This window comes from Streptomyces sp. NPDC057617 (assembly GCF_042800555.1).
Classification (GTDB): Bacteria; Actinomycetota; Actinomycetes; order Streptomycetales; family Streptomycetaceae; genus Streptomyces.
Map to the genome: position 1 here is coordinate 1 of NZ_JBHVGV010000021.1, position 16946 is coordinate 16946.

Annotated in this window: 13 protein-coding genes and 2 pseudogenes; 6 read left to right on the forward strand and 9 right to left on the reverse strand. The window is 72.9% G+C overall.

Going from position 1 to position 16946, the window contains the following annotated elements; translation table 11 throughout:
• The 3 genes and pseudogenes from ACFU9P_RS33400 to ACFU9P_RS33410 form a co-directional block, all read left to right on the forward strand.
• Positions 1-387 (forward strand): annotated as a pseudogene (locus ACFU9P_RS33400) (hypothetical protein); the annotation flags it as partial.
• A complete protein-coding gene (locus tag ACFU9P_RS33405) occupies positions 384-1208 on the forward strand; it encodes a polysaccharide deacetylase family protein (RefSeq protein WP_376383020.1) in 825 nt (274 codons plus the stop codon). The pseudogene ACFU9P_RS33400 and the gene ACFU9P_RS33405, both read left to right, overlap by 4 nt.
• Positions 1209-1371: 163 nt before the next feature.
• On the forward strand, positions 1372-2481 hold the full coding sequence (locus ACFU9P_RS33410) for a DUF5925 domain-containing protein (RefSeq protein WP_384088282.1): 1110 nt from the start codon (positions 1372-1374) through the stop codon (positions 2479-2481).
• Between the two features lie 93 nt (positions 2482-2574).
• On the opposite strand, the gene ACFU9P_RS33415 is transcribed toward ACFU9P_RS33410, so the two are convergent.
• Complete coding sequence (locus ACFU9P_RS33415) at positions 2575-2949, reverse strand: GntR family transcriptional regulator (RefSeq protein WP_384088285.1); 375 nt, start codon at positions 2947-2949, stop codon at positions 2575-2577.
• Between the two features lie 126 nt (positions 2950-3075).
• Between ACFU9P_RS33415 and ACFU9P_RS33420 the strand changes: the two genes are divergently transcribed.
• Positions 3076-3996: a GNAT family N-acetyltransferase gene (locus ACFU9P_RS33420; RefSeq protein WP_384088288.1), complete on the forward strand. Its 921-nt coding sequence runs from the start codon at positions 3076-3078 to the stop codon at positions 3994-3996.
• Positions 3997-4100: 104 nt separating this feature from the next.
• On the opposite strand, the pseudogene ACFU9P_RS33425 reads toward ACFU9P_RS33420, so the two are convergent.
• From ACFU9P_RS33425 to ACFU9P_RS33440, 4 genes and pseudogenes are all read right to left on the reverse strand, one after another.
• Positions 4101-4670, reverse strand: a pseudogene (locus ACFU9P_RS33425) (class I SAM-dependent methyltransferase); the annotation flags it as partial.
• Between the two features lie 99 nt (positions 4671-4769).
• Positions 4770-6272, reverse strand: coding sequence for a tripartite tricarboxylate transporter permease (locus ACFU9P_RS33430; RefSeq protein ID WP_376383297.1), 1503 nt, complete (start codon positions 6270-6272; stop codon positions 4770-4772).
• A gap of 3 nt (positions 6273-6275) precedes the next feature.
• Positions 6276-6758 carry a tripartite tricarboxylate transporter TctB family protein gene (locus ACFU9P_RS33435; RefSeq protein WP_232788970.1) on the reverse strand — a complete coding sequence of 161 codons (483 nt, stop codon included), beginning with the start codon at positions 6756-6758 and terminating at the stop codon, positions 6276-6278.
• Between the two features lie 71 nt (positions 6759-6829).
• Entirely contained in the window at positions 6830-7813 is a 984-nt protein-coding gene (locus ACFU9P_RS33440; protein ID WP_376383301.1) for a Bug family tripartite tricarboxylate transporter substrate binding protein, read from the reverse strand.
• 130 nt (positions 7814-7943) lie between these two features.
• On the opposite strand from ACFU9P_RS33440, the gene ACFU9P_RS33445 reads away from it, so the two are divergent.
• Positions 7944-8621, forward strand: coding sequence for a response regulator (locus tag ACFU9P_RS33445; RefSeq protein ID WP_376383404.1), 678 nt, complete (start codon positions 7944-7946; stop codon positions 8619-8621).
• A gap of 62 nt (positions 8622-8683) precedes the next feature.
• Here the strand turns inward: ACFU9P_RS33445 and ACFU9P_RS33450 are convergent, their stop codons facing one another.
• Positions 8684-9538: a putative protein N(5)-glutamine methyltransferase gene (locus ACFU9P_RS33450; RefSeq protein WP_384088292.1), complete on the reverse strand. Its 855-nt coding sequence runs from the start codon at positions 9536-9538 to the stop codon at positions 8684-8686.
• A 430-nt stretch (positions 9539-9968) separates the two neighbouring features.
• Here ACFU9P_RS33450 and ACFU9P_RS33455 point away from each other — a divergent pair, with 430 nt between their 5' ends.
• A complete protein-coding gene (locus tag ACFU9P_RS33455; protein ID WP_384088295.1) occupies positions 9969-11060 on the forward strand; it encodes a lytic polysaccharide monooxygenase in 1092 nt (363 codons plus the stop codon).
• Between the two features lie 91 nt (positions 11061-11151).
• On the opposite strand, the gene ACFU9P_RS33460 is transcribed toward ACFU9P_RS33455, so the two are convergent.
• The 3 genes from ACFU9P_RS33460 to ACFU9P_RS33470 all read right to left on the reverse strand — a co-directional run bounded on the left by ACFU9P_RS33460 (position 11152) and on the right by ACFU9P_RS33470 (position 16939).
• Positions 11152-12057, reverse strand: a complete 906-nt coding sequence (locus tag ACFU9P_RS33460) for an esterase/lipase family protein (RefSeq protein WP_384088298.1) — start codon at positions 12055-12057, stop codon at positions 11152-11154.
• Positions 12058-12251: 194 nt separating this feature from the next.
• Positions 12252-13460 carry a hypothetical protein gene (locus tag ACFU9P_RS33465; protein ID WP_384088301.1) on the reverse strand — a complete coding sequence of 403 codons (1209 nt, stop codon included), beginning with the start codon at positions 13458-13460 and terminating at the stop codon, positions 12252-12254.
• Positions 13430-16939, reverse strand: a complete 3510-nt coding sequence (locus ACFU9P_RS33470) for a DNA polymerase III subunit alpha (protein ID WP_384088303.1) — start codon at positions 16937-16939, stop codon at positions 13430-13432. Before ACFU9P_RS33470 ends, ACFU9P_RS33465 begins: the two co-directional genes overlap by 31 nt.
• Between the last annotated feature and the right edge of the window lie 7 nt (positions 16940-16946).

Here is a 16946-nt window from a genome sequence, read left to right on the forward strand (position 1 = left end):
ACGGGCGTGGCCACGGCGGCGACGGGCTATCTGGTGGGCCGCCTCCGCACCCGCGCGGGTGCGGCCTTCTCCTCGGGCCCGATCGCGGGCCCTCCGGCCACGGGCCGCTCCCCGGGGGACCGCTGGATCGCGGCGGAGACGGTGCACGCGCCCGACTCCACGGCCCCGGCCCTCGCGCCGGGCGCGGTGGACGCCATGGGTGATCGGGTCCCGAGCGGTCGGCCGGCCGCGACGGCCGCCATGAGCGGGCCCGCCCCGGCCGATCCGGGCCCGCCGCCGAGCGGTCACCGGAGCGCGCCGGGTGCGCTGCGCGCCGGCCGCGGGGCGGCCCCGGTGCCGGGCGGGCGGGTCGTACCGGACGGGCGGCCGCGGGGAGCCGTCGGATGAGCGGCGGTGACGCGTCGGCCGCGGCCGTGCCCATCCTCATGTACCACGCCGTCGCGGAGCGGCCGCCCGCCGCCGTCCGGGCGTTGTCCGTCTCGCCCGGGGCCTTCGCCGGGCAGATGGAGGTGCTCCACCGGCGCGGGTTCACGCCCGTCACCACCGCGCGGCTCGCCGCCGCGTGGCGCGGTGGCGGGGAGCTGCCGGCGCGGCCCGTGCTGGTCACCTTCGACGACGGTTACGAGGGCGTGCACCGGCACGCCCTCCCCGTCCTCGCCTCGTACTCCTTCGCCGCCACCCTGTTCGTCTCGACCGGCTGGCTGCGCGGACCGTACGACGAGGGCGGCGCGCCCGACACCATGCTCGACTGGGACCAGGTGCGCGAACTGGCCGGGGCCGGCCTGGAGATCGGCGGCCACAGCCACACCCACCCCGAGCTGGACCAGCTCGACGACGACCGGCTCGGGTCCGAGGTCCGCCGCTGCCGGGAGATCATCGCCGGGGAACTGGGCACGGCGCCGGACTCCTTCGCGTACCCGTACGGCTACTCCAGCCGACGCGTACGGCGTACGGTCCGCGCCGCCGGGTTCGCGCAGTCGGTCGCGGTGGGCAACGCGCTGGCGCGCCGCCGCCAGGGCCCGTACGCGCTGGAGCGGGTGACCGTACGGCGCACCACGGGACCGGAGGAGTTCGGACGGCTCGTCGAGGGCGGGTCGGTCGCCCGTACCTTCGCCGCCGACCGGGCCCTGACCAAGGGGTACGCGGTCGTGCGCCGCGCCCGCCGGGCCGCCTCGCTGGGCCGTACGGCGGCCGCGGGGCGGTGGTGACACGGCCGGGGCGACCGGCCCCCGGGTCCCCGGCCGTACGGCTCCCGCCAGCCGGGGACCCGGCCCGCGGGAGCCGGGGGATCCGGCCCCCGCGCCCGGCGCGGCCCGCCGCCGGAGTCAAAACACCGTGCACAGGCCGTCCCCGTGCCGGATCATGGGCGGCATGTCTGCCAAGCCTCAGGACGCACTGCCGATCCGGCTCACCGTCGACGACAGCGACTCGCCGTCGGATGTGGTCGACGCGCTGTTCCTCGGCCGTTTCGCGACGGGCGAGCAGCCGTACTCGCACAGCTCGACCATCGACCGGGTCAGGTCGGGCGTGACCCTGCTGCCGCCCGGCGCCACCGTGCTGCGCTCGGCGCGCGACGACGACCGCAGCGCGACCCTCGCGGAGGGCGACGGCTGGACGCTGCTGGTCTCCCGCTGGAACCGGGGCGCGGATGTCACCGTCACGGCCGTCAGCCGCGAACTTGCCGAGAAGGTCCATCAGCAGGCGACCGACGGCGCGCAGGACGAGCCGGAGCCGCAGCCGGAGAATGTGACGATGGGCTTCTGGTACGTGTCGCCGCGCCGCGGCCCGCACCGCACCACCCGGCAGATCGCCGCCGGCACCTGGGACGAGGTCAGGCCCAACTACACGGCGCCGGTGGCCGACGCGATGGACCGGCTGATGAAGGTGACCCCGGACGACATCGCGGGCCGGCTGCTCCTGCTGCACGGCCCGCCCGGCACCGGCAAGACCTCGGCGCTGCGTACGCTGGCCCGCTCCTGGCGCGACTGGTGCCAGGTCGACTGTGTCCTCGACCCGGAGCGGCTCTTCAACGACGTCGGCTATCTGATGGACATCGCGATCGGCGAGGACGACGGCTCGGCCAAGGGCCGCTGGCGGCTGCTGCTCCTGGAGGACTGCGACGAGCTGATCCGGGGCGAGGCCAAGCACACGGCGGGCCAGGCGCTGTCGCGGCTGCTGAACCTCACGGACGGGCTGCTGGGACAGGGCAGGAACGTTCTGGTGGGGGTGACGACCAATGAGGATCTGGAGCGGCTGCATCCGGCGGTGGTCCGTCCCGGCCGCTGTCTGGCCAGGATCGAGGTGGGGTCGCTGACCCGGTCGGAGGCGCTGTCCTGGCTGAGCAGGGAGGACGGCGACTGGGAGGCGTCGGTGGGGCGCGAGGGCGCGACGCTGGCCGAGCTGTACGCGCTGCGCCGGGGCAGCGGGCCCGCTTCGGTGCCGGCCCAGCAGTCGGGCTCGGACGCGGGCCTGTATCTCTGACCCCGCTCCGATCCCGCCCGGGGCGCGTTGCCGGGTCCCGGGGTGCGCTTCGGGGTCAGGTCGCGTTGCCGGGTCCCGGGGCGCATTGCCGGGTCAGGCCGTGTAGACGGCCCGTACCGCGTCCTCGGCGGCGGCCAGCGCGGCGGCCCGGTCGAGGCCGAGGCGCCGCGCGCGCTCCGCGTACGCCTGCGCGGCGCTCGCGGCCTCGCGCTCGGCGGCGTCCCCGGCGGCGGCGACGAACGTACCGTTCCTCCCCCGGGTCTCGATCACCCCGTCGGACTCCAGCGCGCGGTAGGCCTTGGCAACGGTGTTGGCGGCCAGGCCCAGATCCTCGGCGAGCCCCCGGACGGTCGGGAGTCTGTACCCCACGGGCAGCGCGCCGGAGCGGGCCCGCTCGGAGATCTGGGTACGGAGCTGCTCGTACGGAGCGGTCGGGTCGGCCGGGTCGATCACGATCTGCAGGGTCACGGACCGATTCTCCCCCACCGGGGCCGGGGCCGGGCGGCCCTGTGGAGGACCGTGGAATCCGGCGGGAAGGGGGCCGCGGAAAAAGGGGAGGCGGTCCGGCGCGGGACGCGCGTACCGTGCCGCCCCATGACTGTGATCGTCCGTGATTTCCGTACCGACGACGCCGGGGCCGTGGTCCGGCTGCGCGAGATCTGCACGCCCTATGTGGTGATGACCGAGGAGTCCGTCCTCTTCGAGGTGGCACACGCCAATCCGGCGAAGAAGTTCCGGCTGCTGGTGGCGGAGGAGGACGGCGAGCTGATCGGCTCGGCGCATGTCTCCGTCGCGTACGACAGCACCGACCCCGGGCAGTCGTCCGTCACTCCGCAGGTCCATCCGGAGCGGCGAGGCCGGGGAGCGGGCTCGCTGCTGCTCCGTACGGCCGAGAAGCATCTCGCGGTCGAGGGCGCGACCAGTGTCTACTCCTGGGTGCTGGACGAGCCGGCGAGCCGGGACTTCGCCGAGCACCACGGCTACCGGGCGACGCGCCCCGCGTGCTTCCAGCGCCTCGGTCTGGCCGGCGCCGTACTCCCGGACCCGGAGCCGCTGCCGCCGGGGTTCGAGCTGCGTACGGCGGCGGACTTCGCGGACGACCCGCGACCGCTGTTCGAGGCGGACGCGGAGGCGACGTCCGACGAACCGAGCGACATCGGCACGGACTTCGACGACTACGAGGACTGGCTGGGCCACACCTGGAACCATCCCTGTCTCGACCGGGACCTGACGACGGTGGTGGTCGCCGACGGCCGTGTCACGGCCTTCACCGCGGCCTACACGGACGGCCGCACCCGCTACATGTCCGGCATGACCGGCACCCTGCGCGCGTTCCGCGGCCAGGGCCTGGCGAAACACGCGAAAACAGCCTCCCTCCACCGCGCCCGCGCGGCCGGCTTCACGGACGCGTACACCGCGAATGACGCGGGGAACGGCCCGATGCTGGCGATCAACAAGTGGTTCGGCTACGAGGTCTGCGCGACGGAAGTCCGCCATGTCCGCGACCTGACCTGACCCGCTGTGTCCTCAATCGCCGGACGGGCTGCTGTGCTGTGTCCTCAATCGCCGGACGGGCTGGGGTGATCCGTGGCGGGCAGAACGACCGACCGGTCGAGGGCGGCTATCAGGGCATAGCGCTCGTCGTCCACCGGGCGGCCCCAGAGGGCGGGGTCCGTCGAGAGGGGCTCGTGGTGGACTTCGTCGGTGAGGGGGGTCAGGGCGGTGATGAGGCGGGTCGCCGGGAGGCCCGTGCCGGACCAGACGCCCTCGATCAGGACCAGCCGGCCGCCCGGGCGCAGCAGCGACACCCAGTGGCGGAGCACCCGTTCGGGGTCCGGCAGTGTCCACAGCACATGGCGGGCCAGCACCACATCGACGCTCCGCTCCCCCACCGGCGGCCGGGCCGCGTCGCCTATCAGGACCTCGGCGTCCGTGCCCGCCAGTTTCTTGACGGCCAGGGCCGCCATGCGGGGTGACAGGTCGACGGCTGTCACCCGGTGGCCCCGTTCGGCTGCGAGCAGGGACAGGCTGCCCGTGCCGCAGCCGAGGTCCAGTACGCGGGACGGGCCGGCCGGGAGCCAGGCCGCCATGCGGGCGGACCAGGCCGCGCGGACGGCGGGGTCCAGGAGGCCGTGGTCGGGTTCCTGGTCGAACGAGTCGGCGAGGGAGTCCCAGGCTGTCGAAGTCATGGTCCGATCGTGGCACGCGCCACTGACAACGACCGTGCGAGCCGGGTGCTCCGCCCCCATGGGGAAGGGCGGGGCACCCGGCTCGGGTCGGAGGGCCGGTCAGACCGAGGCCGTGCGGTTCCGGCGTGCGGCGATCAGCTTCCGTATGGCCGGCCAGGCCAGCAGCAGGACGATGACCGCGTAGACCGCCACCGAGAACGGCGTGTTGACCAGGCCGGTCACGCTGCCGTCGCTGATCTGGAGCGCGCGGCGGAGCTGCTGTTCGGCGGCCGGGCCCAGGATGACGCCGATCACGGCCGGCAGCACCGGCAGCCCGTACCGCCGCATCCCGAACCCGATCAGACCGATGATCAGCAGGATCACCAGGTCCAGCGCCTCACCGCCGACCGCGTACGCGCCGACTGCCGCGAAGAACAGGATCCCCGCGTAGAGATAGGGCCGCGGGACCCGCAGCAGCTTCGCCCAGACCGGCGCCAGCGGCAGGTTGAGCGCGAGGAGCAGCAGCATGCCGACGAAGAGCGAGGCGATCAGGCCCCAGACCAGCTCGGGTTCACGCTCGAAGAGCAGTGGCCCCGGCTGGATGCCGTACTGCTGGAACGCGGCCAGCATCACCGCGGCGACGGCCGTCGTGGGCAGCCCGAGCGTCAGCATCGACACCAGCGTGCCCGCCGCCGAGGCGGACGCGGCCGACTCGGGCCCCGCCACCCCCTCGATGGCGCCCTTGCCGAACTCGGCCTTGTGCTTGGAGAGCCGCTTCTCGGTGACGTACGAGAGGAAGGTGGGGATCTCCGCGCCGCCCGCCGGGATCGCGCCGAACGGGAAGCCGATGAGCGGCCCGCGCAGCCACGGCCGCCAGGTGCGCCGGATGTCCTTTTTGCCCAGCCACGGGCGGCCGACCGGTATCGCCTCGCCGGTGGAGCGGCGCAGATGGGCGGCGACCCAGAGGGCCTCGCCGATCGCGAAGAGCCCGACCGCGACGATCACCACATCGATGCCGTCCGCGAGTTGGAGCGAGCCGAAGGTGAGCCGCTGCTGACCGGTCATCTGGTCCAGGCCGACCAGGCCGAGGGTGAGACCGATGAGCAGCGAGGCGAGCCCGCGGATCCGGGACGAGCCGAGTACGGAGGTGACGGCGATGAACGCCAGCACCATGATCGCGAAGTAGTCGGGGGCGCCGATGTCCACGGCGAGCGAGGCGACGGTCGGGGCGAGGACCACCAGCAGGATCGTGCCGATCATGCCGCCGGCGAAGTGCCCGCCCGCGGCGGCGGCCAGCGCCTGCGCGCCGCGCCCCGCCTTGGCCATCGGGTTGCCTTCGATCGCGGCCACCACCGCCGCGCTCTCGCCGGGGGTGTTGAGCAGGATCGAGGTCGTGGAGCCGCCGAACATCGCGCCGTAGTAGATCCCGGCGAACATGATGAACGCGCCGGTCGGTTCGAGTCCGTACGTCACCGGGAGCAGCAGGGCCACCGCCATCGCGGGGCCGATCCCGGGCAGGACACCGATCGCCGTGCCGAGCAGCACGCCGATCGCGGCCCAGAGCAGATTCATCGGCGTGAGCGCCGTACCGAAGCCGTCCAGGAGGGAGTTGAGGGAGTCCATCGGTTACAGCACCCCCATCAGCGGGCCACCGGGGAGGGGGACACCGAGCAGGTTGTCGAAGACGAAGTAGGTGACGAGGGAGAGGACCGCGGCGATCAGCGGGTCGCGGTCGTAGTGGCGGCTGCCGAGCGCGTACGCCGAGCCCCAGAAGAGCAGGGCGCCGGAGATCGGGAAGCCGAGGGGGCCGATGAGGACGGCGTTGGCGAGGAAGACCCCGGCGAGGAGCAGGACCGTACGCCAGTCGCTGGGCTCGCTCAGGTCGATGTCCTCGCCGCCCTCCGCCTCGCCGCGCCCGCCGCGCAGGACGTCGAGGGTGAGCAGGACGGCGACGACGAGCAGTCCGGCGCCGACGACGAGCGGCACGGTCCTGGGGCCGACGGGGCCGCGCTGGGTGATGTCGACGCTCATGGTGAGGGCGTCGGTCAGGACGAGGATTCCGAGGGCGAGCAGCAGCAGGCTGACGCCGAGTTCGGAGTGCTCGCGCAGCCAGGACCGGCGGGTGCCGGGCTCCGGTGTCCCCGCCGCCTGAGCCGTGGTCGGCGTTTCTGTCTCGGCGTTCACAGTCCCAGCTCCTTCAGGACGGAGCCCACGCGCCGGTCCTCCTCGGCGAGGAAGTCGCCGAACTTCTCGCCGGGCAGGTACGCGTCCGTCCAGCCGTTCTTCTTGAGGGACTCCCGCCACTGGGACGAGTCGCGCAACTCGTCGAAGAAGGCCAGGAGTTTGGTGCGCTCGGCGTCGGAGAGGCCGGGCGGTGCGACGATGCCGCGCCAGTTGGTGAAGTCGGTGTCGAGACCGGACTCACGGAGGGTGGGGGCGTCCAGACCGGGGATCCGCTCGGGCGCGGTGACCGCGAGAAGCCGCAGTTCACCGGCCTCGATCTGGTCGCGGTACTCACCGAGGCCGGAGACCCCGAAGGCGACCTTCTCGCCGAGGATCGAGGCGAGGAGTTCGCCGCCGCCGTCGAACGGGATGTAGTTGACGGTCTTCGGCGCGATCCCGGCGGCCTTCGCCATCAGCATGGGCGCGAGATGGTCGGGCCCGCCGGGCGACGAGCCGCCGCCGACCGGCACCTTGGCGGGATCGGCCCGCCAGGCCTCGATCAGGTCGCCGATGGTCTTGTACGGGGAGTTCTTGCCGACGACGACGATGTCGGACTCCTCCGTGATCCGGGCGATCGGGGTGGCGTCGGCGAGGGTCTTGGGCGCCTTGTTGGTGTGGACGGCGCCGACCACGCCGAGGCCCATCGACATGGCGAGCTTGCCGTTGCCGTGCTCACCGACGAGCCGGGTGAGACCGACGGTGCCGCCGGCGCCCGGCAGGTTGAACACCTCGATGTTGTGGGTGAGTTCCGCGTCCTCGGCGTTCTTGGCCAGGGTGCGGGCCGTGATGTCGTACCCGCCGCCGGGGGTGTTGGGGACCATGAAGCGCAGGCCGGGGATCTGCGTACCGGTGTCGGCGCCACTGCCCGAGGTGAGCAACGGCGGCCCCACCAGCACCAGCAGCGCCGACCCGAGCAGGGCCAGAGGGGTGCGCAATCGCACGTCTGCCGCCTTTCGGAAAGCTTGTGAAGTGGGCCACATGTTGCCTGTGCGTTAACAAGCTGTCTCGCTTCCGGAATCAACGGACGTTGTGGTCATTGCGGTCGCGGCCTAGCGTGTCGCCGTGACGAAAGTGCTGGTGGTTGACGACGACTTCATGGTCGCCAAGCTGCACAGCCGCTATGTGTCCGCGATGGACGGGTTTACGGTCGTCGGGGTGGCGCACAGCGGCGCCGAAGCGCTGCGCGCGGCCGAGCGGCTGGCGCCCGATCTGGTCCTGCTCGACATCTATCTGCCCGATATGGACGGAATCGCGGTGCTGCGCGAGCTGCGGGCGGCGGAGGAGCGGGACCGGGGCCGGGCGCCCGTCGACGCGCTGTTCATCACGGCGGCGCGGGACGCGGGGGTGATCCGGGCGGCGCTGCGCGCCGGCGCGCTGCACTATCTGATCAAGCCCTTCAGCCAGACGGCGCTCCAGGAGCAGTTGCGGCACATCGCGTCCCTGCGGACGCGCCTCGCCGGGCTGGGCGAGGCGCGCCAGGAGGACGTCGACCGTATCTTCGGTACGCGCCCGCCGGGCAGCCGCGGTCTTCCCAAGGGGCTGGCGGCGCACACCGCCGAGCTGGTGGAGGGCATTCTGCGCGAGCACAAGGACGGGCTGTCGGCGACGGAGTGCGCGGACGCGGGGGCGCTGTCCCGGGTGAGCGCCCGGCGCTATCTGGAGTACTTCGCGGAAACGGGCCGGGCGGAGATCTCCCTCCGCTACGGCGGCACGGGCCGCCCGGAACGCCGCTACCGCTGGACGGGCTGACCAGGCCGTCGGCGCGTGAGGACACGGCACAGCCGGCCCGTCCGGCGATACCAGCAGCGGGGTCAGGCCGTACGGCCGGGCGGTCTGGTGCCGGTGATCACCGTGGCGTACAGCTCCTCGGAGCGGGACACGCACGGCGTCAGGCCGGCGGCCGCGAGGGTCTCCACCGCCATCGGCGCCTGGCGCTCGCTCGTCTCGACCAGCAGCGAGCCCCCCGGCGCCAGCCAGCCGGGCGCGTCCGCCGCCACCTGGCGCAGGACGTCGAGCCCGTCCGCGCCCCCGTCGAGCGCCACACGCGCCTCGTGTATGCGGGCCTCCGGCGGCAGCAGTCCGACCTCCTCGGTCGGTACGTACGGGACATTGGCGAGCAGGACGTCCACCCGGCCCCGCAGCGCGGTCGGCAGCGGCTCGTAAAGATCGCCCTCGTAGACCCGGCCTCCGGCGGCGGCCACATTGCGCCGGGCGCAGCGCACCGCGGCCGGGTCGATGTCGGCGGCGTACAGCTCGGCCCGGCCCAGGGCCGCGGCCAGCGCCGCGCCCAGCGCTCCGGTGCCGCAGCACAGATCGACCACGACGGCGCCGGGCCCGGCGAGGGCGGCGGCCCGCCGTACCAGGAACTCGGTACGGCGGCGGGGCACGAAGACCCCCGGGTCCACGGCGATCCGCAGACCGCGGAACTCCGCCCAGCCGAGGACATGTTCAAGGGGCAGACCGGCCACCCGCCGGTCCACCATCGCGGTGAGTTCGGCCGCGGAACCGGCGGCGGAGACGAGCAGACACGCCTCGTCCTCGGCGAAGACACAGCCGGCGGCGCGGAGCCTGGCGACCACGGCGGACCGTACGGCGGCGGACGGAGCGGGAGCCGACGTCGCAGACGAGGCGGACGAGGGAGTTGACGCGGAAGCTGAAGCTGACATGGGGAGCCTTTCGGAATGCCGATGGGCACTCCCGGCGGTCACCTATGTCCGATGGACCGCACGGCCGAGAAGGGGGAGCACCCGACCTGATACAGCGGTGATGGGTCTCGCCTCCTTCGGTGGGTCCGTGCACAGCTCACTGCTGGCGACGGCCACCCTACCCGAGCCCGCCGGGCGGCGGTCAACGCCCGCAGGGCTTTCCGTACGGCGCCCGCCGGCGCCTTCAGGCGCCTTCCTGAGCCGACTCTTAGGCTTGCCTTAACGGCGCCATAAGGATTGCCCGCACCCCGTCCGAGCAGCGGATTCCGGGGTTCCGAGCGGCTAGCTTGCTGATCGCCGGGGCGGCGTTCGACGGGGAGGTCGTCCGCCGCTCCGGCGGATTCCGCCCGTGCCGCTCCTCACCCGTGCCGCTCCTAAGGAGAACCTGCTCATGACCGCTCGCCGTACGGCCGCCGGGATCGTCGTCCTCGGTCTCGTTCCGCTCGCGTCGGCCGGGATCGGTGCCGCGCCGGCCGCCGCTCATGGGTCGCTGACGGATCCGGTCAGCCGGGTGGCCGCCTGTTACGCCGAGGGGCCGGAGAGCCCGCGGTCGGCGGCGTGCAAGGCGGCGGTCGCCGCGGGCGGTACGCAGGCGCTGTACGACTGGAACGAGGTCAACATCCCCAACGCGGCCGGAAACCACAAGCAGTTGATCCCGGACGGAAAGCTGTGCGGCGCGGGCAGGGACAAGTACAAGGGGCTCGATCTGGCGCGCGGCGACTGGCCCTCGTCCCCGATGACCGCGGGCAACAGGACCTTCCGCTACAAGGCGACGGCTCCGCACAAGGGTTCTTTCGAGCTGTATCTCACCAAGGACGGCTACGACCCGGCCAAGCCGCTGAAGTGGTCGGACCTGGAGCCGAAGCCCTTCCTCAAGGTCACGGACCCGAAGCTGGAGAACGGCGCGTACGTCTTCGGCGGGATCGTGCCGAACAAGTCGGGCCGCCATCTCATCTACTCGATCTGGCAGCGCTCGGACAGTCCCGAGGCGTTCTACACCTGCTCGGACGTGGTGTTCGGGGCGGACAACGGCGGTGCGGGCGGCGGCGCTCCGGCGGTCCCCGCCCCGGCGGCCTCGGCGCCCACCGACGAGGAGATCGCGGCGGGCGCGGGCAAGTCGACGGTCGAACACAACGGTCACGGTGACACCGGCGAACACACCGGCACCCCTGACACTGCCGGCACCGCCGACGCCGCTGACAACACCGACACCGACAGCTACGGCGATGACACCGCCACCGCGCAAGCTGCCGCCGCGCCGGCCGCGCAGTCCGCGGACGCGCAGTCCGGCGAAGGACAGTCCGCGGACGCGCAGTCCGCCGCCCAGCCCGCCGCGGGGCAGCAGAACCTCGCCGAGACCGGCGGCTCCGGTGTCACCCCGTATCTCGCGATCGGCGGTACGGCGATCCTCGCCATCGGCGCCGCCGTCCTGTTCGCCTCGGCCAGGCGCAGGGCCGTACCGTCCGCCAGGCACGGCCGCTGACCTCAGGGCCCTGGCCTCCGCCCCCCCGCGCGGGCTCAAAGCGTCTTCCGCTCCCGGGCACACCCACCCCCCGGGAGCGGAAGACCCCCCGTCAGTCGAACACCGACGCGCAAGTGGTCGGGGTCGCCCGCGCCGGGTCGAGCGCGTTGGCCACCTCGTGGAAGGCGACCCGGTCGATCAGCCCGATCGCCGCGTGCTCGGAGAAGTCCACCGGGCACAGGTCCTGGAGCAGCACATTGCGTACATCGGGACCGGACAGGAACTGTGTCCGGTACGGAGTGACCACCTCGTCGTACCGCGTGGCGATCACGGTGTAGCGCACCCCGGGCACCGTGTCCCCGCCCGCGTTGAGCCGGGTCAGAAAGGGCGACCCGGCCACCTGGTCGGCGAGCGCGGGCGTCTTCTCGGTCAGCAGGTCCTCGATACCGGGGAAGTACCGCAGCAGCCCGGTCAGCCCGAGCAGGGTGGTGCCGTGATTGCTGGGGGCGATACCGACCAGCGCGTTGACCTTCGCCGCGCCCCCGAGGAACTTCAGATAGTGACGCGGCATCATGCCGCCCTGCGAGTGCCCGACGATATCGACCTCCGCGGCCCCGGTGGCCGCGAGCACCTTGTCGACATAGGCGGCGAGCTGCCCGGCCGACGCGTCGATGGGCCCCAGCCCGTAGAACAGCGGTACGCCGGGGAGCTGTCCGTGGTCGAGTGAGAAGACGCAGTAGCCCCGGTCCACCAGATACGGGGCGAGCCCGAGCCAGTTGTCGATGGCGTTCGCGAAGGTCCCGTGGACGAGGACGACCGGCCGCGGATGGGCGGCGGAAGGCTTGCAGGAGTAGTCGTTCCACCCACGGCTCGAAGCAGCGGCGGAAGCGGGGACGGAGGCAGAAGCGGATGTGGGGGCGGGGGCGGGGGTGTCGGCAGCGGCGGCCGGGGTGACCAGAAACGCGGTGGCCAGCAGCAGCGCGCCCAGAGATCCGAGCGCGCGTTTCCAGGGCAGCATCGTGCGATCTCCTTGCGGCTCAAGGGAAATGGCGATGTCTGTCAGCCCTGTGGCCCGGACCACAAAGATGGTGGCACTGCCAAAAGTTACGCACGGGTAGGCCGAAAAAGGGAAGTTACGCGTCAGTAAAAAATGCGCGGCCCTCTTGCGCGGATGCCTCAGACAGCCGTACCGGCTACAGACAGCCGTATCGGCTACGCGGCCAGCCGCCCCGGCACGATCGCCCCCGGACCGAACTTCGCGCGGGCCAGATCCGTGACCGCCTCGATCCGCCGGGCCCGGTCGTCCACCGGATCCAACGAGAGCTGGCGGGTGGCGTGTTCGTACGGAAGCAGGCCTTCTGCCCGTACGGAGAGAGCCCGCACCCGTGCCCGTTGCAGGGCGAGTGATTCGTGCGTCCGGTAGACGGTGGCGGTGAGGGCCGGGGAGTGGGCGGTCGGTTCGGGGAGGGTGCGGGTGCGGGTGGTGGTGGAGTGGTCCGCGTACCGGACAGTGAGGGTCAGGGAGCGGCACACCTGGGCCGTGCCGCGCAGCCGGGCGCCCAGTTCCTCGGTGATCGAGAGCAGCGCGCGCCGGTGCAGTGCCCGGTCCAACTCGTCGCGGGAGAAGGTCCGTTCGGCGGTGAGGGAGCGCGCGGCGGCGTTCGGGGCGACTTTTGTACGGTCCACGCCGTGCGCCTTCTCGTACAGTTCGCGCCCGGCGCGCACCCCGGCGATCCGCTGGAGCGTCGACAGCGGTACGGCGGCGGCCCCGCCGACGGTGGTGATGCCGTACGAGCGGAGCGCGCGGGCCGTCGCGGCGCCGGTCCCGGGCAGGTCGGTGACCGGTCTGGGGCCCAGGAACCGTTCGACCGCGCGCTTGTCGTCGGCCACCACCAGCGTCGTCCCCGGCTCGGCGTCACGCGCGGCCATCCGCGCCAGCATCGGGGTGGCGGCCACCCCGATCGCGCACCCGGCCCCGAGGTGCGCGAGCGCCCGTACCCGCAGAAGGGCGGCGATCCCGGCGGCGTCCTGCCCGAAGTACCGTTCCGCGCCCCGCACATCGACGAGCGCGGTGTCCGGCGGCAGGGCCTGGGCGACCGGGCTGATGTCCTCGATCAGCCCGAGCAGCCCCGCCAGGTCCTGTCCGGTTGGTCTTCGCGGATCAGCCCGGGGCGGCTGGTGGAGGGGGTCCCTCCCGTGCCGTTCAGGCCACGGGGGAGCATCGCAAGGCGGCGGATCGGCGTTGTGGATGGCCTGGACGTACTCGGGCGACTCCGACAACGCCGCGAGGTGCCGTGCCAGGCGTTCCGGGCCCGCGAAGACCGGCCGGACAGGGCCTGGGTCCGGCTCGGCCTGCCCCAGGCGCCTGCGCCCGAGCCGTACACAGAGGATCATCCCGCGCTCCCCGGGCTGGAGTGCCACAGCTTCCGTCCGGTGGGCAGGCCCTCGCCGGGCGGTTTGAGGTCGGCCCAGGGGTTCATCGCGTAGCCGGTGGGCAGTTGGATGCGCCGGCCCGAGTCGGCCGGGGTGGTGTCCCGGTCCCGTGGCTGCGGCGCGTCCAGCGCGGCGGCGACCGCGTCCAGGCCCCCTTCCCTCCGCAGCTCCACCAGCTCCGCCAGATCCCAGGCCGCCGCGCCCACCACGCTCAGGCTGCGCGGCCCGCGCCGCTGCACCACTCCGCGTACCAGCAGCAGCCAGGAGTGGAAGACGGTGTGCGCGCACGCGTCCTGGCTGTCGCCGAAGAAGGCCAGGTCGACCAGGCCCGTACCGTCGTCCAGGGTGGTGAAGATGACCCGCTGGCCGGAGCGGACCGGCGGGGTCTGGGTCGCCGCCTTGGCGCCCGCGACCAGGACGGTCCTGCCGTGCGGTACGTCCCGCAGCCGCTTGGCCGACACCGCCCCCAGCTCCTTCAGGAACGCGTAGTGGTCCTCCATCAGATGGTGGGAGACATCCATGCCGAGGACGCCCAGCTCGGCGCTGAGGCGTTCCGTTCCGTCCAGGTCGGGCAGCCCCGCGGCGGCGGTCCGCCGCCCTCCGTCGAGCGGGAGCTGATCGCCGTAGGTGCCGTATCTCCGCTGTGCTCCGTGCAGTTCGGCGAGATGCAGCAGCAGATCGCGCCGGTTGGCGCCGAACCGGTCCAGCGCGCCCACCTGCGCGAGCCGGTCGGCGACGGGCCGGGAGGGCCTGGCCCGCTGCCAGAAGTCCAGCAGCGAGGAGTAGGGCTGTCCCGCCTCGATCCTGGCCGTCTCCGCCTCGCTGATGCCATGGACATCGGAGAGCGCCAGCCGGAGCCCCCATTTCCCGCCCTCCGGCTCCCCGTCCTTCAACGCCCCATCCTTCAACGTCCCCTTATCGGACACCAGTTCGATCCGATGAGTGGCCGACGACCGGTTCACATCCAGCGGCAGCACCGGCACCCCGCGCCGCCGCGCGTCCGCCAGCAGCAGCCGCTTGGGGTACATCCCCGGGTCATGGGTGAGCAGCCCGGCGTAGAAGGCGGCCGGATGGTGCGCCTTGAGCCAGGCCGACTGATAGGTCGGTACGGCGAAGGCGACGGCGTGCGCCTTGCAGAAGCCGTACGAGCCGAAGGCCTCGACGATCTCCCAGGTACGCGCGATGACTTCGGGGGTGTATCCCCTGCGCCGGGTCTCCCGCTCGAACCAGATCCGGATCCGGCCCTGGGACTCGGGGTCGGAGAGCCCTCGCCGCACCTTGTCCGCCTCCTCCCGGCCGCAGCCCGTCATGATGTCCACCATCCGGATGATCTGCTCGTGGAAGACGACCACCCCGTAGGTCTCGCGCAGCGGTTCCTCCAGATCCGGGTGCGGATACCGGACGGGCGCCCGGCCGTGTCTGGCCTCGATGAACGGGCGCACCATGTCGGCCGCCACGGGTCCCGGACGGAAGAGCGAGATGTCGACCACCAGATCGTGGAAGGTGGCGGGCTGGAGCCTGCCGACCAGATCGCGCTGGCCCGGCGACTCGATCTGGAAGCAGCCCAGGGTCTCGGCGGAGCGGATGAGCCGGTAGGTCGCCGGATCGCCCTCGGGGACCTGCCGCGGATCGTCGATGTCCACCCGCTCCCCGGTGGCCCGTTCGATCTCCGCGACCGCGTGCGCCATCGCCGACTGCATCCGTACACCCAGCACATCGAGCTTGAGCAGCCCCAGCTTCTCGACATCGTCCTTGTCGAACTGGGACATCGGGAAGTGCTCGCCGCTGGTCGGCACCACGGGGGTACGGCGCAGCAGGGAGGCGTCCGAGAGCAGCACCCCGCACGGGTGCATGGCGATCCCGCGCGGCAGCGCGTCCAGCGCCTCCACCAGCTCCCAGAGCCGCCCATGCTTCTCCCGCTCTCCCGCCAGTTCCCGCAGCTCCGGCAGCTCGTCCATCGCCGCGCGGGCGTCCCGGGCGCGGATGTGCGGGAAGGACTTGGCGATCCGGTCGATCTCGGCCGGGTCCATGGACAGGGCCGCGCCCACATCCCGTACGGCATGGCGCACCCGGTAGGTCTCGGGCATGGCGACGGCCGCGACCCGCTCGGGGCCGAAGCGGTCGAGGATCCCGCGGTAGACCTCCAGCCGCCGGGCCGACTCCACATCGATGTCGATATCGGGCAGTCCGGACGGGCGCCGGGTGGAGAGGAAACGTTCCATCAGAAGGCCGTGCTCGATCGGATCGGCATGCGCGATCCCCAGCAGGTGGTTGACCAGCGACCCGGCGCCGGAGCCGCGCGCGGCGACCCGGACGCCCATCCCCCGTACATCGTCGACGACCTGCGCCACGGTGAGGAAGTACGGGGCGAAGCCCAGCTCCTCGATCGTGCGCAGCTCCACGTCCATCCTGCTCCAGTACGTCCGGTGGCCGGGGCGCCGGTCGTAGCCGCGCAGCACCATCCCGGCGACGCACCGCGAGCGCAGGACCCGCCCGGCCGTACGGCGTTCCGCGCCGACCAGCCGGGGCTCGGGGAAGTGCACGGTGCCCAGGCCCAGATCGTCCTCGGGGTCGACCAGACAGTCCGCGGCGGTCTCCTCGGTCAGCGCCAGCAGCCGGTGCGCGGTGGTACGCCCGAAACCGGCGGCCTCGGTGACCAGCCCGGCGGTACGGGCCATCGCGGCCGGGTCCTTGAGCCAGCGCTCCCCGCTGTCCAGGCCTCTGCGCGGGTCGATGGGGACCAGCCGGCGGGCCGAGTCGAGGACATCGGCGACCGGGCCCTGTCCGGCGTCGGCGTACCGTACGGCGTTGCTGAGCACCGGGCGTACGCCCTGCTCGGCGGCGAAACCGAGGGTACGGGCGGCGTGCCGCAGCGAGCCGGGGCCCGTGCCCGTACGCCCGTGGTACACGACTTCGAGCCGGAGCGCGTCGCCGTAGATCTCGCGCCAGGGCGCCAGCAGCCGGGCGGCCCGGTCGGGGCGGCCGGCCGCGAGGGCCCGACCGGTCTCGGAGCCGGGTCCGAGCAGGACGGTGAGATCCGCGCCGTGGTTGTCCTGCCAGGGCAGCAGCGGTCCGGCGTCCCCGGCGGCGTGCGCGGTGGAGACGAGCCGGCAGAGCTGGGCCCAGCCGGCCGCGCCGCCCCGCGCGAGGAAGACCACACGGGGCGCGGACTCGTCGATGAAGGCGCCGCCGCGCACGGGGGTGCGCCGGCGCTCGGTGGGGCTCTGCTCCCGCGCCCGTGCGCCCGGCGCCTCGGCCACCGCCAGCTCCGCCCCGAAGAGCGGCCGTATCCCCGCGGCCTCGCAGGCCCCGGCGAAGCGGACCGCGCCCGCGAGGGTGTCGCGGTCGGTCAGGGCAAGGGCGTCCATGCCCCGCTCGGCAGCGCGCTCGGCCAGCCGTTCCGGGTGGGAGGCCCCGTACCGCAGGGAGAACCCGGAGACGGTGTGCAGATGCGTGAACCCGGGCATCGCACCT

What these genes read in the sequence shown, in the direction of transcription:
- ACFU9P_RS33405 (WP_376383020.1), top strand. Translation starts at nt 384, where the DNA reads ATGAGCGGCGGTGACGCGTCGGCCGCGGCCGTGCCCATCCTCATGTAC.
- ACFU9P_RS33410 (WP_384088282.1), top strand. Translation starts at nt 1,372, where the DNA reads ATGTCTGCCAAGCCTCAGGACGCACTGCCGATCCGGCTCACCGTCGAC.
- ACFU9P_RS33420 (WP_384088288.1), top strand. Translation starts at nt 3,076, where the DNA reads ATGACTGTGATCGTCCGTGATTTCCGTACCGACGACGCCGGGGCCGTG.
- ACFU9P_RS33430 (WP_376383297.1), bottom strand. Translation starts at nt 6,272, where the DNA reads ATGGACTCCCTCAACTCCCTCCTGGACGGCTTCGGTACGGCGCTCACG.
- ACFU9P_RS33450 (WP_384088292.1), bottom strand. Translation starts at nt 9,538, where the DNA reads ATGTCAGCTTCAGCTTCCGCGTCAACTCCCTCGTCCGCCTCGTCTGCG.
- ACFU9P_RS33455 (WP_384088295.1), top strand. Translation starts at nt 9,969, where the DNA reads ATGACCGCTCGCCGTACGGCCGCCGGGATCGTCGTCCTCGGTCTCGTT.
- ACFU9P_RS33460 (WP_384088298.1), bottom strand. Translation starts at nt 12,057, where the DNA reads ATGCTGCCCTGGAAACGCGCGCTCGGATCTCTGGGCGCGCTGCTGCTG.
- ACFU9P_RS33470 (WP_384088303.1), bottom strand. Translation starts at nt 16,939, where the DNA reads ATGCCCGGGTTCACGCATCTGCACACCGTCTCCGGGTTCTCCCTGCGG.